Consider the following 13,187-nt stretch of genomic DNA (forward strand, 5'->3'; position numbering starts at 1 on the left):
CATTCCCTCCTTTTCTTATATATAATTAGAATTTCCCTGTACATGCTCAATAAATAATTTTAACGGAACGAGCCCACGTTTTGGCATATGACTACTTATAATAGATACTACTTCTAATTGAGGAATGATAACGATGTATTGTCCGCCGTATCCCATAGCGAAATATATACAATACGGTATGTGAAATCTTTCGTTATGTAATACCCACCAGTGATATCCATATGCGCCGACATGTTCATATGTTTCAAATTGCGCCCTACTTGACTCTTCTAACCATTTCGCTGATACAATTTCTTTTTCATTCCAATATCCATTTTGCAAACATAATTTTCCTAACTTTAATAAATCGGTAGATTTCATTTTCATACCGAAGCCACCTACATATATACCCTGCGGATCTTGTTGCCACTCGTATTCGTTAATTTCTAATGGATTAAATAAATATTTCTTTGCAAACCGCTCTGTCGACATTCCAGTAGCTTCTTGAATAATATAGCTCAGTAAATGAGAAGAACCTGAATTATAATTCATTTTTGTAGCAGGTTCTTCAATTATTGGCTTTTCTAATATGTACTGTACCCAGTTCTCTGATTCTACAAAGTCATTTGGGAATACTACTCCATTCCCAAACTCTTTCCAGTCCTCACCAGTAGTCATTGTTAATAAGTGATATAGCGTTAAATCATGTTTTTCCCCAGGTACATTTTCAATCCACTCTGTAATTGATGTATGTATATCATTTATATAGCCCTTATCAATTGCAATACCAATTAATAAAGATACGATACTTTTTGTAATCGAATTTATTTTATATAAGTTATTTGCACATTCGGGTGTTTTATAATACTCAGTTGTTAATTCCCCTTTTTGATAAACAAGAAATGTATTCACTTTTTTCTTTTCGAATTTATTTTCTAGTTGCTTGAAATCCAAAAACTTTACCTCCATTTAAATAGTTACTCCATTTATTATATCTTGTTCCTTCATTTTAAACATAATTGTGCTCAAATAAAAATAAACCTGTCAGCCATAATGAACTGACAGGTTTATTTTTATAATTTCGTACGAACATTCCAAAGCTCTGGGAAGAATTGTTGATCAAGTACTCGCTTTAAATAAGAAACACCGGAGGATCCACCTGTACCCATTTTATGTCCAATAATTCTTTCTACTGTTTTCATATGACGGAAACGCCATTGTTGTAGCCAGTCTTCAATATCAATCAATTTTTCAGCAAGCTGATATAAATTCCAATATTTTTTCACATCCGCATACACTTCAAGCCATGCCGCTTCTACTGTTGCATCTTCTTCATAAGGCTGCGTAATATCACGGTTTAATACATCTTTATGAATAGGGAATCCTTCTTTTACTAATGCTTGAATCGCGACATCATATAGACTTGGTGCATGTAGCGCTTTATGAAGTCGTGCATGTAATTCTGGATCCTTTTCATAAATTTTTAATGCGTGTGGCGTTTTATAGCCAAGTGCATACTCAATCATACGATATTGATACGATTGAAAACCTGAAGCTTGACCGAGTGAATCACGAAACTCAATATATTCTGATGGTGTTAATGTCGCAAGAATATCCCAAGATTGAATAATTTGAGACTGAATTTTTGATACACGTGCTAACATTTTAAAAGCTGGTTGTAATTTATCTTGTTTAATATATTCAATCGCCGCATTTAGCTCATGTAAAATGAGCTTCATCCAAAGCTCACTTGCTTGGTGAATAACGATAAATAACATTTCATCATGATGGTCCGATAATCTTTTTTGAGAAGATAGTAAACTATCTAATTGTAAATACTCCCCATACGTCATATTCTCTTTAAAATCCGTATGAATCCCTTTTTCCATAATTACTTTTTCATTTTCTTTCATATTAGCCAAACGCCCCTTTTATATGATTCTACTTATATTGGTCTAATAACGGCTCGAACTGGACTTCCATCTGCATCAGTTAATGCAAGTGGTAATGCAATAAGTTCATAATCACCGTCTGCTACATGATCTAGTACGACATTTTCTAAAATATGAATTCCATGTTTAAATAATTGATGATGCGCTGCTAATTCTTTATCATCTAGCGGATCAACTGATGGTACATCTACTCCGATTAAACGAATACCTTTCTCTGAAAGAAACGACGCTATGTCTGCACGTAAATGAGGGATCACCTCTGGAAATTCTTCAGCTTTTCCATGTGAAGATGTACGTAATAATAATCGTTCTACACCTTCTAAATGAAAGCTTTCTAATTCCTTTTTCCCGATGCTTTCAAGATTAGAAACGTCAATAATCCGTGCGGAGCCAACATAAACTTGAACATCTAAATCCAATACTTTCTTTCCATCATTATCAAAATGAAATGGTGCATCAATATGAGTGCCTGTATGAATACTCATCGTTAACTTTCCGACATTTACTGAGCCACTTTCTTCTTTTGACCATGAAACTTCATACGAGAACGGTGTGTCTCCTGGCCACGTTGCAATATTATTATTTAGCGGTTGTGAAATATCAATCCACTCTGATGTTTTCATATTTATGCCACAACCTCTCGCTTATTTTCAAACTGCTTATACTCTTCATTTTTCATAATTTTCTTTAATATTTGTACAGATTTCCACACTTCTTCGTATGTGTTATATAAAGCGACCGGCGCAAGTCTCACCCCATTTGGCGCTCTAAAATCTGGAATTACTCCATTTGCTTTTAGTGCTTTACATATACGTGCTGCTTCTGCATGCTCTAAATAAATGTGCCCGCCTCGTTTTTCATCCTCTAATGGATTTCCAATTGTAAATTCGAAATCTTTTAATTCATGTCCAATTAAATTCAGCATGTACCTCGTAATATGTAAAGATTTCTCACGTAAACGTTCAATACCAGCATCTTTGAAAATTTCAAGTGAACCAATTAATGGTGCTGTACTTAAAACGTGAGGTGTACCAATTTGATAAGCACCTGCATGATCAGCGGCTGTTAATGTATGCTCCATATCAAACTGCTTATCTTTTCTAGAACTAAACCATCCAGACAATCCTGGCAGTCTATTAAAATGTTTACTATTTACATAAAGGCCTGCAACACTACCCGGTCCTGCATTTAAATATTTATAATTGCACCAAACAGCAAAATCAACATCCCATTCTTTAAAATGATGCGGAATAGAACCGATTGAGTGACATAAATCGAATCCGATATGAATACCACGTTTATGAGCTTCCGCTGTTAAACGTTTCATATCCAGAATTTGACCACTTCTATATAAAACAGAAGGTAATAAAATTAAAGCGATATCATCTTCCATCGCATAAATAATATCTTCTTCAGAAAGTGTTCTACCATCTCGGCTTTTCACTCTTACTAAATGCTCCTCTGGATCTAATCCTTTTAAACGAATTTGACTTTGAAGTGCATAAATATCTGATGGGAAAGTTAATTCATCCGCAAGTATTTTTGTACGTATTCCTTTTGGTTCGTAAAACGTCGCAATAACTTGATGTATATTTGTAGTTGTAGAACCGGTTACAATAGTTTCTTCCGGTAAAGCACCAATAAGAGGGGCTGTAAGTTTACCTAATTTCTCTGAAAGGAAAAACCACGGGTGCTCACCTTCTGTCCAGCCGTCAATGCCATACTCTTTCCACGAATCTAGCAACGTAAGTAACGATTTCTCTGCTCTTTTTGAAAGTAGCCCTAATGAGTTTCCATCTAAATATATAGTACCTTCGTTTTTATAGAATTCAGTTTGAAAATCTTTCAGTTCATCATGTTTATCACATTCAAGCGCATACTCATAAGTTGGTTGAAATGGCTCTTTATACATGGTGTCACCTTCTCTTAATTTTCTTTTTATTCTAACTAATTGAAATATATCACCTTAATTGATACAACGTCAATGATATTATGTCAGTTGACTTTATATATGAACTTCTTTTACAATACACTTATATTTTCAGATATTTCAGTATAAAGAGGTGATTCTTTGAAAAATTCTACTCTTTCATCAAGAAAACACCGCTCCTTAGAAACGAAGAAGAAACTATTACACTCTGGTTACACTATTTTTATAAATAATGGATTTCAAAAAACGACAATTACACAAATTATTAAACATGCAGAAACTGGTTATGGAACAGCATATGTATACTTCAAAAACAAAGATGATCTCCTAATTAGTTTAATGGAAGATGTTATGAATCAATTTTATAATATTGCTGAGCGCTCTTTTTCTCCACAAACAAAAGAGGAAGCACGTATAATGATCCAAAATCAAGTTAGAGCATTCCTGCAATTAGCAGATGAAGAACGCGCTATTTTGCAAGTTGTAGAGGAAGCGATAGGATTATCAAGAGAAATACGGCAAAAATGGGATGAGATTCGGGAACGTTTTATAACAAGTATTAAACAAGATATTACTTACTCTCAAGAAAGTGGATTAGCACAACCTAATTTAAATAAAGAGATTGTAGCACGCGGTTGGTTCGCGATGAATGAATCGTTTCTTTGGACTATTACGCAAAATGATAAAAAGATTAACTTAGAGGAAATTGTGTATACGTTAACGGAGATGTATACAACCGGGTTATATAAATAGCACACCTTCAATAAGTAAGGTGTGTTATTTTACATCTATAAAAATATATTATCTGGGTATGGTAGTGCTAAAGTAGGCTTTTCAGAAAATGAGAAATATTGTAGTTTTAAAGATTCACCATCTATCGATTTCAGTTTTCCACTAGTAATTTCACATTCATACACAACAATAATATATTCTACCTTATCTCCATTTGCATATGTATAATGAAACTCTTCCCCTCCAAATACCCCTTTTTGTTTTTTTACTTGTACTTTCAATCCTGTTTCTTCCCATACTTCCCGAATTACTGCTTCTTCTGGAGTTTCCCCAGGTTCAATTGCTCCAGCTGGCAAACTCCAGTATTCTCCACCAGGATATTGAAATAAGATTTTCCCTTGCTCATTTTTAATAACAGCAGCTACACTCGGTATTAGAATTAGTTCATGGCCTAATTGCTCACGGATTTTTTTATAATATAGCGACATCGACATATAATTCTCTCCCACTCCAATAATAAACAACTGTATTTTCTGACACCTATTGTATAATAATACCAATAGCAATTTCTATATAGAAAGGATAAGAAAATGACCCAAGTACAACTAGTAAATAGCTTTCTATCATTTTTAGGTACGACAAAACAGCCTACTAGCTTAAAGTTTTTAAATGAGCTTATTAAAGCTCATCAAGAAAAAATAAAATGGGAAACCCTTACTAAAATAATTGACTGGGAAAAGGGTAATGAAACAGGTAATTATTTTCCTTCCATTGAGATATACATAAACCGTATTACAACAAAAGGTCTCGGGGGTACTTGTTGGACGCACTCAATTGGATTCCATTGGTTATTATCAAATCTTGGTTTTAATGTTCATTATATGTATATGGATCCCGGACATTTATGCTTACGGGTTAACTTAGACCAACCTTATTATGTTGATGTTGGTTATTGTGCACCTTTATTCCAAGCTTACCCACTTTATGAATCATTTCAAGTAAGTAATGTAAGAGAAACTTTCACTTATGAAGTCTCAAATAATCGGATTAAAATTGCTAGAAATCCAGGTCCAGCAAAAATCTTACATACAGATCCAATACATTTATCAAGTATGAAAGAACTCATTAAAAAGTCTAACGATTGGCATACATCTCCTGTATTAAAGAAAATTCAGATTTTCGGTTATATCGATGGTATTCCAACTTCTATTAATGATAATGTTTTAAAACGATATTTCCAAGGTAAGAAAAGAGAACAAATCATTACATCTTCTGAACTTAATTATTGGATAACAGAAAGATTTTGTGTTGATAAAGAAATATATGAAAGAGCTATTGAGATTTTCAATGAAAAATCTTCAAACAGTAAAAGCGTTACTCATGAGATTGAGTAACGCTTTTACCTTAATATATTTTTAATATTAATCTTCTTTATGATAAGCAGCTTCTACACATTCTGCTAGACGTTCCATTTGTTCCATAGTTAAACCTCGTGAAATCCAACCTGTTAACTTATACATCATTTTATAATAAAAATTACTAGGTTCATATTCTGAAATTAATGTTAGTGCTGTACCTTCCTCATCTTCTTCTAACATATAAGTCATTGCTGAATATCCTTGCTTCATTTCACTACCAAGTGAAATAATATGCGGTGCATCGTATTCAAGGATTTCTACTTCAGCCTCGAATATTTTCTTACCGACTTTTTGAACAGTAATATATTTATCTCCTACACGTGGATTCTCTTTATCCATATTTGAAGGATAGCGATTTTCTATTATAAACGTATTCCATTCTTTTATTTTTTCATCTTCTAATATGTAGTCACATACAACATCCAATGGTGCTTTTATTACTATTTCAATTGCAAAACTCATTATACTGCCCCTCTCAAATACCCTATCCATTTCTATTTTAACTAAATCATTATGCCATATTTTATATAGTGAAATACAAGTAGAATTTTAACTTTTTATTGTGAGGGGGATTCAATAAATAATCATTTTTTATTAATTTAAAAACTTATTCATACAAAATATTTTATTAAAGATACAACAATTAAAAAAAGCCACGAGTAGTAAAGCAATCCCTATACTTCTATTTTCTTTTTCGTTATTTTTTAAATTTTGCACGCCTAAGCTAACTAACATAAACCCTAAAAGCGTTTGTAAAATTAGCATACTCAGTTCCGAAGTATCATTCCAACTATAAATGGAATACCCCATTACAATAATTGCAAGTACAATCGTTAAGATCCTATTCATATGAAAATCCTTCCTATAAAAAAAGAAGCCACTAAGTTTCCTTAGCGGTTTTATTAACAATTTATATTTAGTAAATGTGCTTTTCATGAATTTGATATAAGTCAAAAGAATTTCCTGTCCAATATAACTACGCATGTTAGCCCACTTCTTCTTTATCCAGTCTACTTACAATTCCAACTATAAATTTATATTCAATCCTCCTCTTCTTAACCTTTTTAAACCTTTCTTTCGTATCAAAAATTAAACACGTTTTCCGAAACCACACTCGTACATATAAAGACTCAAAATAAATAGGTTTTATAATTCCTCGTTCTTCAAATTCAGTTCCATCTTTATTTTCAGTTTCTGTTCGAACGAACCACCTATTTCCGAAGCCAATTTCAATATACTTCACACACTAACCCCCATTAGGAAATTTCCCTTCTAACAATTCTATTATTTCCCCGGTAAGCGCACATTCCGACAGAACATGAGCCCACAAAGAAAAAGTAGATTACAAAAATCTACTTTATAACTTATATTTTTGCATTCGTTTATAAAATGTACTACGGGGTACATCTAATAGTTTTGCAGCTAATGAAACATTTCCATTTGTCTTTTGTAATGCTTCAATCATGCTATCACGCTGTATTTTTTCGCGAAAATTCAATGTATGTTCGGTTTTATTTTCAACTTGTAACTCAAGTTGTTGTTGATTTCCCATCAATGTTTGTATCAAAAGAGCGACTTGTTTTTCGCATATTTCCCGTCCTTGCGACAAAATGTAAATGCGTTCTAATGCATTTACTAGTTCTCGAATATTTCCGGGCCATGTATGTTGTAAAAATTGATTGCAAATACTCTTCGGAAATACAACATTCCAATTCTTCTGTTCGCAAAAGTGTTGTATAAAATATGGGATATCCTCTTTTCTTTCTATTAACGATGGAACATATAACGGATAAACGTGCAAACGATAATATAAATCTTGACGGAATTTCCCTTCTTCTACTAACCGTAGTAAATCTTTATGTGTGGCAGTAATAATACGAATATTTACTGGTACCTCTTTTGAACTTCCTATTGGAGTTATTGTACGTTCTTGTAAAACACGCAATAATGCTACTTGCATCTCTGGTGGTACTTCACCAATTTCATCTAAAAATAATGTTCCTCCATTCGCTTGTTCAAATTTCCCTTTATATCCTTGACGTCGCGCACCTGTAAATGCACCTTCAGCATAACCGAACAATTCACTTTCTATTAATTCTTTAGGCAAAGAACCGCAGTTAACAGCTATAAAGGGCCCGTCTTTTCTTGGACTATTTTCATGAATCGCTCTCGCGACATATTCCTTTCCCACTCCTGTCTCACCACATACATACACACTAGCATCAGTCGGTGAAACAAGCTTAATTTCTTCTAGTGTGTGTTGAAATGCTTTGCTTGTCCCAGTAACTCCTGGAAAAGTAATTCCTTTTATAAATGTGAGAGCAGAATATGTATTCATTTGTTCGTTTTCCTTTAAATACATACATTTCCCAATCATTCTTTCATTACTATATACTGGTATCTCTAATTTAGTTTCTAATCCATGGTGCATTAACTCTTCAAGTTTCATTCTTGACCAATTATTTATTCGCTCACGAACGCTCTTACTCGCAGAAACGATAACATCACGATGATTACAAATAACTACTTGTTCATCACTATCAATGACATCTAAAAAACGATGAATTAAGTGTAATTCATTTTGATGAACTCTTATGCTACATTCACGTTCAATCGCATGTGCAATTGAAGTTACCATACCGAGCATATATGGATGTGAAAATTCAATTGGACAGGAGAAATCTAGAATACCAATTAATTTCCCGTCATCGTTATGAATGGGAGCAGCCGCACAACTCCAGCTATGAGATGCCACGGAGTAATGTTCAGTACCACTTATCATAATAGCTTCTTCAATTTCTAGCGCTGTTCCTATTGCGTTTGTCCCCACAGCTGCTTCCGTCCATTTTACACCTTCAATAAAATTAATATGTTTCGCTCGCTTTAACGTTTGTTTATTTCCACTTAAGGATAGAACATAACCATCTGGATCGATTAATAATGCCATCATTTGTAGTTCATCAATGGTTTTTCTCAAATTTTGTATTTGGGGTAATGCTATATCAAGGAAAATTTCACTCTTTTTCTTTTGTTCTCGAAAAACATGAGAAGACAAAATTTTCTGACCTTTATTCATGTGAGGATTCACATTTGCTTGTTTACATCGATGCCATGACTCTGAAATTCTTTCGTTTATACGGTTCGAATCAAGGACTCCTTCATCAATAAACTTTTTCCATGTATGTAAGTAAAAAGGTGAAGCTAACATTGTATCATCTCCCTTTTAATTATTTTGGAGATTTATAAAACATACTTTTATTATAAAACTGAATAAAAGCGTTTTCAATATAACTAGCAAGACGACACAAATATGTTAATAATTTGAATATCCTAATGCACTTCTTTATTCTTTTTTAGTAGTACTATATTTTGTATAATGAACGCAAAGAAAATACATAACCAAAACCACTTTTGTGGATTGCCGTTTATAAAGAAAACAATCACGGCTATTGCAAATAAAATAGCGGATGCTAAACTAAAATATAATTTTGTTTTCATTCCTATTATCCCTCACCCCTCTGTTACTTTACAGTACATACTAACTCTTCATTTTTCATCTCTACTATGTACTCCTGTAAAACATATTCTTTCCCGCCATGGTTTTCATACCATTCATGTATTCCTTTAATATGCCTCTCGTCACTTCTAATTTTCGATTCTATTTCATTATACTGTTCATAACTATCATATTCCCATATGGCAAATACTTCAGACGTACCATTCTTATTATCTTTCATCCAGCGTCCTATTAGCCTAGAACCATGCTTTAATTGATTAGGTAAGTTCGTGTTATTGAAATGATCATTAAATACTTCTATGAATTCATTTTTCACTACATAGTACTTCCTTCTGTAAAACATACTTCTTCACCTCTTTTATGAAAAGTATCAGTAAACCTTCCCATCACTACCGTATTATAATACTTTCCGTCCGATAGTCTTTTGTCATTTTTCAAAACGCCTTCTACTTCAAAACCTAATTTTTTATAAAGATGAATAGCTTTCTCGTTTGTCTCTAATACTTGTAAAGATATTTTATTTACTGCATTTTCGTCAGCCCATTTAATAGATTGTTGTAATAGGCTCTTCCCCATTCTATATCCCCAAAACTCTTTTAAAATGCAAACGCCAAACTCCACTTTATGAGATAATCTCTTAAAATTTGATCCTTCACATCTTGAAAATCCAACGATTCGATTGTGCACTTCTGCAACTAAAAAGAGATTCTTAGTCTCTTCACTATCTGTTTTTATTATTTTTTGAAACCCTAGGTCATCTATAAATCCCTCTCCAGCATCTCTATCCATATTTTCAGTTTCTCCATCAATCTGAACTCTAATTTTTGATAACTGCTCAGCATCTTTCTCAGCTGCAGAACGAATTGCATAAGTTAATCCATTTATATAAAACTCTTGCTCTTTTACAATCATGTCAAACTCCTTTCAAATAAATATAATGGTGCTATTACAACTTGTTTACCTTGGTTCTCAAAGTCCTGAACAGTTTCTTTACTAGCCTCTTCGTCAGTTATAATAATGTCAATTTCTTTTAGAGACTCTCCTCTTATAAAACAATCTATTCCAAGTTTATTATGCGGAACTAAACAAATATTTCTTCTAGCAATTTCACTTACTCTTTTACTAAAATAAGCAACTTCAGGTGTTGCAGTACTAATACCTTGTAATGAAATGCCTCCACCTGTGGAGAAATAAAGATCAATAGAAAATCTACTTATCAATTCAGAGGCAAGTGTATCAGTAATATTCCCTGAAGGTTTTACTTTTCCGCCAATTAAATACGTATCAATATTCTTATATTCTCGTAGATAACCAGCTATTTCTATAGAATTCGTAATAACCGTAAATGATACTTCCGGTAAATATTTCAGCATCGCATTATGAACGGGAGCCCCGCCAATAAAAATTGAATCACCTTCTTGTATATAAGATACCGCAACTCTTGCAATTGTGTCCTCATATATTGAGCTATCACTATAACGTTTAGTTGGTTCCGCAGCTAAGTTTCTCACTCGCGTAAGTTCAATTGCACCTCCGTGCGTTCTTTTTAATAAACCATCCTTTTCCATAATAGACAAATCTCTTCTTATAGAATCAATAGACATATCAAATCTTTCCGCAAGATCCTTTGCTATTACTCTTCCATCTGTATTAAGTCGTTCTAAAATTTTCTCTCGACGTTCTTCAGTAAACATGTTATCACCACCGTTATTGAAAGTTCAGAAACTTAAACTTTATTTTAATTATATGCATGCCTCTTCCGTTTTACAATATTTTCAATTCTTATTTATTCCGTTTTATACAGTCTTCTTCCTCTTTCTATCCTGTTAACTTGACAACCAAATAAATGTATATCTGTATATTACGCAAAAACACTTCTATTTACCTTCCTATTGATGTAAAATTATTCCTATGTTTTACTTTTTAATACAGAAAGGGATTACTATGAAATCATTAATCAAAACGACATGTACAGCATTATTATTTACTGGAATATTAACAGGATGTAATAGCAATACTACATCAAAACAAGAAAAGAGCGCTCTCGAAAAGAATGCAATGCACTATGGAGAAATAGTTAAAAACGAATACTATAGAGCGACAGTTGAGAATGCAAAGTTTGAAAAAATAGACAAAGAGCGGCGCCTTACTACTCGTGTTATGATTAATAATGTTCGAGACGATGGACAAACTATTGATCTTTCGGAAATAAAATATTTCATACAAGATGAAAAAACTGGTGAGAAATATGAAGGTGAAGCTCATCCGATAGATGACGAGCACTATAAAAATGTTCCACACGAGTTCTCTTTAACTACTGACGTTGTATTTGAACTGAAAACTTCACCAAAAGATTTAAATAATATGTATTTATACATAGATAGCAAAGCAGCGCCGTTAACAGATACATATTGGAAGCTTGATAATTTAGTATCTAAATAGAAAGACCAGTCTTACATGACTGGTCTTTTACATTCATACATTTAACTTTCATTAACACTTATATTCATTTTCTAATAACAACTTGAATAACATCAGCTAAACCAGTGTGCCCTTTCCCTTCAATTCGCTCTTGTTCGCCATTAAAGAAATGAATTACCTTATGTTCTTCACACCAAGTAAGGATATCAATTGGATCATACAGCATATCAACATCTTTTGGTCCACCAGTACCATAGTTTATTTGTTTTTTTGAGTAAACTTCAAACATAATTAAACCACCAGGCTTTATTGTTTGTATCATTTTACCTAATATCATTTTTTTATAATCATCATGAAAATGTCCAAATACCATAATTGCTGCATCATATTCATTTTCTGGCAAACTATCAGCTAATAAATCTACTTTTTTTGTATGCACGTTTACGTTATGCTTCTCTGCCAATTTTTTTGTCTTCTCTAATCCATCTTCCGAATAATCAATAGCTGTTACTTCGTTCCCTTGTCTTGCTAGAAATACAGCATTTCTACCTTCTCCCTCCGCGAAAGCTATTACTTTATCGTGATTTGCTAAACGAAATGCTTGTTCTTTAATAAATGTATTAGGTTCTTCCCCGTAAAAATATTCATCTGATTTATATCGATCATTCCAAAATTTAGTCATCATCTTCTCTCCTTCTTCATATCATTTTCTAACTACAATTAAAGATATTAAAGAGCCTTTTTATCCTTAATTAATTTAAAAATAAAAGCAGATTAAAAATCCACTTTTATTTTTTTCGCAAGATCTACGATTTTTTGATTTCGTAACTCTTCTTCCATTTTCTCTTCTGCTGCAAGCATTACTTCATTAATTAAACATCCCGGTTTGTCATGTAAACAACATTCAAACAATGATGTTTTACCTTCAATTGCATGTATAATATCTAAAAATGAAATATCTTCCCAATTCTTACTAAGCGAGTAACCTCCCTTTGGACCAGATGATGAATGTATCATCCCTTCCTTCGTCAACTTAGTTAGTATTTTAGACAAGTACGTTGGTGAAACATTTTGCATTTCTGCTAATTGGTGAACACTAACTAACTTATTTGGTGTAGCCTTTGCCAGAAAAAGCATTGTATGAAGAGCATAATTTGTAGCTTTAGAATATTTCATAGTACAGCCCCTATTGTAGACTTCATGTATCTACAATAACTTTATTTTTTTATTATGTCAAA

General features: G+C 32.8%; 17 protein-coding genes and 1 pseudogene. 3 read left to right on the plus strand and 15 right to left on the minus strand.

The genetic code is table 11. From position 1 onward, the window contains the following. Positions 1–15: 15 nt before the first annotated feature. From ACS2QP_RS07335 to kynU, 4 genes are all read right to left on the minus strand, one after another. Positions 16–933, minus strand: a complete 918-nt coding sequence (locus ACS2QP_RS07335) for a serine hydrolase (RefSeq protein ID WP_326265712.1) — start codon at positions 931–933, stop codon at positions 16–18. A 119-nt stretch (positions 934–1,052) separates the two neighbouring features. After that, entirely contained in the window at positions 1,053–1,892 is an 840-nt protein-coding gene (gene kynA, locus ACS2QP_RS07340) for a tryptophan 2,3-dioxygenase (RefSeq protein ID WP_326265710.1), read from the minus strand. A 32-nt stretch (positions 1,893–1,924) separates the two neighbouring features. Next, entirely contained in the window at positions 1,925–2,554 is a 630-nt protein-coding gene (gene kynB / locus ACS2QP_RS07345; RefSeq protein WP_438882272.1) for an arylformamidase, read from the minus strand. A 2-nt stretch (positions 2,555–2,556) separates the two neighbouring features. Continuing rightward, entirely contained in the window at positions 2,557–3,843 is a 1,287-nt protein-coding gene (gene kynU, locus ACS2QP_RS07350; protein WP_326265135.1) for a kynureninase, read from the minus strand. Between the two features lie 159 nt (positions 3,844–4,002). On the opposite strand from kynU, the gene ACS2QP_RS07355 reads away from it, so the two are divergent. Beyond that, positions 4,003–4,614 carry a TetR/AcrR family transcriptional regulator gene (locus ACS2QP_RS07355; RefSeq protein ID WP_000798537.1) on the plus strand — a complete coding sequence of 204 codons (612 nt, stop codon included), beginning with the start codon at positions 4,003–4,005 and terminating at the stop codon, positions 4,612–4,614. Between the two features lie 35 nt (positions 4,615–4,649). On the opposite strand, the gene ACS2QP_RS07360 is transcribed toward ACS2QP_RS07355, so the two are convergent. Next, positions 4,650–5,087, minus strand: coding sequence for an NUDIX domain-containing protein (locus ACS2QP_RS07360; protein ID WP_326265137.1), 438 nt, complete (start codon positions 5,085–5,087; stop codon positions 4,650–4,652). A gap of 96 nt (positions 5,088–5,183) precedes the next feature. On the opposite strand from ACS2QP_RS07360, the gene ACS2QP_RS07365 reads away from it, so the two are divergent. Continuing rightward, positions 5,184–5,987, plus strand: a complete 804-nt coding sequence (locus ACS2QP_RS07365) for an arylamine N-acetyltransferase (protein WP_438882273.1) — start codon at positions 5,184–5,186, stop codon at positions 5,985–5,987. Positions 5,988–6,014: 27 nt separating this feature from the next. Here ACS2QP_RS07365 and ACS2QP_RS07370 read toward each other — a convergent pair whose 3' ends face one another. From ACS2QP_RS07370 to ACS2QP_RS07405, 8 genes and pseudogenes are all read right to left on the minus strand, one after another. Next, positions 6,015–6,473, minus strand: coding sequence for an SRPBCC family protein (locus ACS2QP_RS07370; protein WP_016098610.1), 459 nt, complete (start codon positions 6,471–6,473; stop codon positions 6,015–6,017). A 149-nt stretch (positions 6,474–6,622) separates the two neighbouring features. Next, positions 6,623–6,860, minus strand: a pseudogene (locus ACS2QP_RS07375) (DUF3953 domain-containing protein). 136 nt (positions 6,861–6,996) lie between these two features. After that, entirely contained in the window at positions 6,997–7,254 is a 258-nt protein-coding gene (locus tag ACS2QP_RS07380; protein WP_000873830.1) for a DUF3977 family protein, read from the minus strand. A 114-nt stretch (positions 7,255–7,368) separates the two neighbouring features. After that, positions 7,369–9,219 carry a sigma-54-dependent Fis family transcriptional regulator gene (locus tag ACS2QP_RS07385; RefSeq protein WP_438882274.1) on the minus strand — a complete coding sequence of 617 codons (1,851 nt, stop codon included), beginning with the start codon at positions 9,217–9,219 and terminating at the stop codon, positions 7,369–7,371. 122 nt (positions 9,220–9,341) lie between these two features. Then, positions 9,342–9,509, minus strand: coding sequence for a hypothetical protein (locus ACS2QP_RS07390; RefSeq protein ID WP_438882275.1), 168 nt, complete (start codon positions 9,507–9,509; stop codon positions 9,342–9,344). 23 nt (positions 9,510–9,532) lie between these two features. Next, positions 9,533–9,871: an NIPSNAP family protein gene (locus ACS2QP_RS07395; protein WP_000499992.1), complete on the minus strand. Its 339-nt coding sequence runs from the start codon at positions 9,869–9,871 to the stop codon at positions 9,533–9,535. After that, positions 9,844–10,440 (minus strand): GNAT family N-acetyltransferase, encoded by a 597-nt coding sequence (locus ACS2QP_RS07400; RefSeq protein ID WP_438882276.1) that lies wholly within the window; start codon positions 10,438–10,440, stop codon positions 9,844–9,846. Before ACS2QP_RS07400 ends, ACS2QP_RS07395 begins: the two co-directional genes overlap by 28 nt. Further along, positions 10,437–11,222 carry a DeoR/GlpR family DNA-binding transcription regulator gene (locus ACS2QP_RS07405; protein WP_438882277.1) on the minus strand — a complete coding sequence of 262 codons (786 nt, stop codon included), beginning with the start codon at positions 11,220–11,222 and terminating at the stop codon, positions 10,437–10,439. Before ACS2QP_RS07405 ends, ACS2QP_RS07400 begins: the two co-directional genes overlap by 4 nt. A gap of 250 nt (positions 11,223–11,472) precedes the next feature. Here ACS2QP_RS07405 and ACS2QP_RS07410 point away from each other — a divergent pair, with 250 nt between their 5' ends. Next, on the plus strand, positions 11,473–11,970 hold the full coding sequence (locus tag ACS2QP_RS07410) for a hypothetical protein (RefSeq protein WP_000838466.1): 498 nt from the start codon (positions 11,473–11,475) through the stop codon (positions 11,968–11,970). 64 nt (positions 11,971–12,034) lie between these two features. On the opposite strand, the gene ACS2QP_RS07415 is transcribed toward ACS2QP_RS07410, so the two are convergent. Both ACS2QP_RS07415 and ACS2QP_RS07420 read right to left on the minus strand, forming a co-directional pair. Next, positions 12,035–12,634 carry a class I SAM-dependent methyltransferase gene (locus ACS2QP_RS07415; protein WP_002178251.1) on the minus strand — a complete coding sequence of 200 codons (600 nt, stop codon included), beginning with the start codon at positions 12,632–12,634 and terminating at the stop codon, positions 12,035–12,037. Between the two features lie 89 nt (positions 12,635–12,723). Next, positions 12,724–13,125 (minus strand): Rrf2 family transcriptional regulator, encoded by a 402-nt coding sequence (locus ACS2QP_RS07420; protein WP_000877650.1) that lies wholly within the window; start codon positions 13,123–13,125, stop codon positions 12,724–12,726. Positions 13,126–13,187 lie beyond the last annotated feature (62 nt).

Origin of the sequence: Bacillus cereus group sp. Bce019 (genome assembly GCF_051781745.1) — a bacterium.
Taxonomy (GTDB): domain Bacteria; phylum Bacillota; class Bacilli; order Bacillales; family Bacillaceae_G; genus Bacillus_A; species Bacillus_A cereus.

Coding starts and splice junctions, on each gene's coding strand:
- kynA (WP_326265710.1), bottom strand. CDS start 1,892: ATGAAAGAAAATGAAAAAGTAATTATGGAAAAAGGGATTCATACGGAT.
- kynB (WP_438882272.1), bottom strand. CDS start 2,554: ATGAAAACATCAGAGTGGATTGATATTTCACAACCGCTAAATAATAAT.
- kynU (WP_326265135.1), bottom strand. CDS start 3,843: ATGTATAAAGAGCCATTTCAACCAACTTATGAGTATGCGCTTGAATGT.
- ACS2QP_RS07360 (WP_326265137.1), bottom strand. CDS start 5,087: ATGTCGATGTCGCTATATTATAAAAAAATCCGTGAGCAATTAGGCCAT.
- ACS2QP_RS07365 (WP_438882273.1), top strand. CDS start 5,184: ATGACCCAAGTACAACTAGTAAATAGCTTTCTATCATTTTTAGGTACG.
- ACS2QP_RS07370 (WP_016098610.1), bottom strand. CDS start 6,473: ATGAGTTTTGCAATTGAAATAGTAATAAAAGCACCATTGGATGTTGTA.
- ACS2QP_RS07385 (WP_438882274.1), bottom strand. CDS start 9,219: ATGTTAGCTTCACCTTTTTACTTACATACATGGAAAAAGTTTATTGAT.
- ACS2QP_RS07390 (WP_438882275.1), bottom strand. CDS start 9,509: ATGAAAACAAAATTATATTTTAGTTTAGCATCCGCTATTTTATTTGCA.
- ACS2QP_RS07395 (WP_000499992.1), bottom strand. CDS start 9,871: ATGTTTTACAGAAGGAAGTACTATGTAGTGAAAAATGAATTCATAGAA.
- ACS2QP_RS07400 (WP_438882276.1), bottom strand. CDS start 10,440: ATGATTGTAAAAGAGCAAGAGTTTTATATAAATGGATTAACTTATGCA.
- ACS2QP_RS07405 (WP_438882277.1), bottom strand. CDS start 11,222: ATGTTTACTGAAGAACGTCGAGAGAAAATTTTAGAACGACTTAATACA.
- ACS2QP_RS07410 (WP_000838466.1), top strand. CDS start 11,473: ATGAAATCATTAATCAAAACGACATGTACAGCATTATTATTTACTGGA.
- ACS2QP_RS07415 (WP_002178251.1), bottom strand. CDS start 12,634: ATGATGACTAAATTTTGGAATGATCGATATAAATCAGATGAATATTTT.
- ACS2QP_RS07420 (WP_000877650.1), bottom strand. CDS start 13,125: ATGAAATATTCTAAAGCTACAAATTATGCTCTTCATACAATGCTTTTT.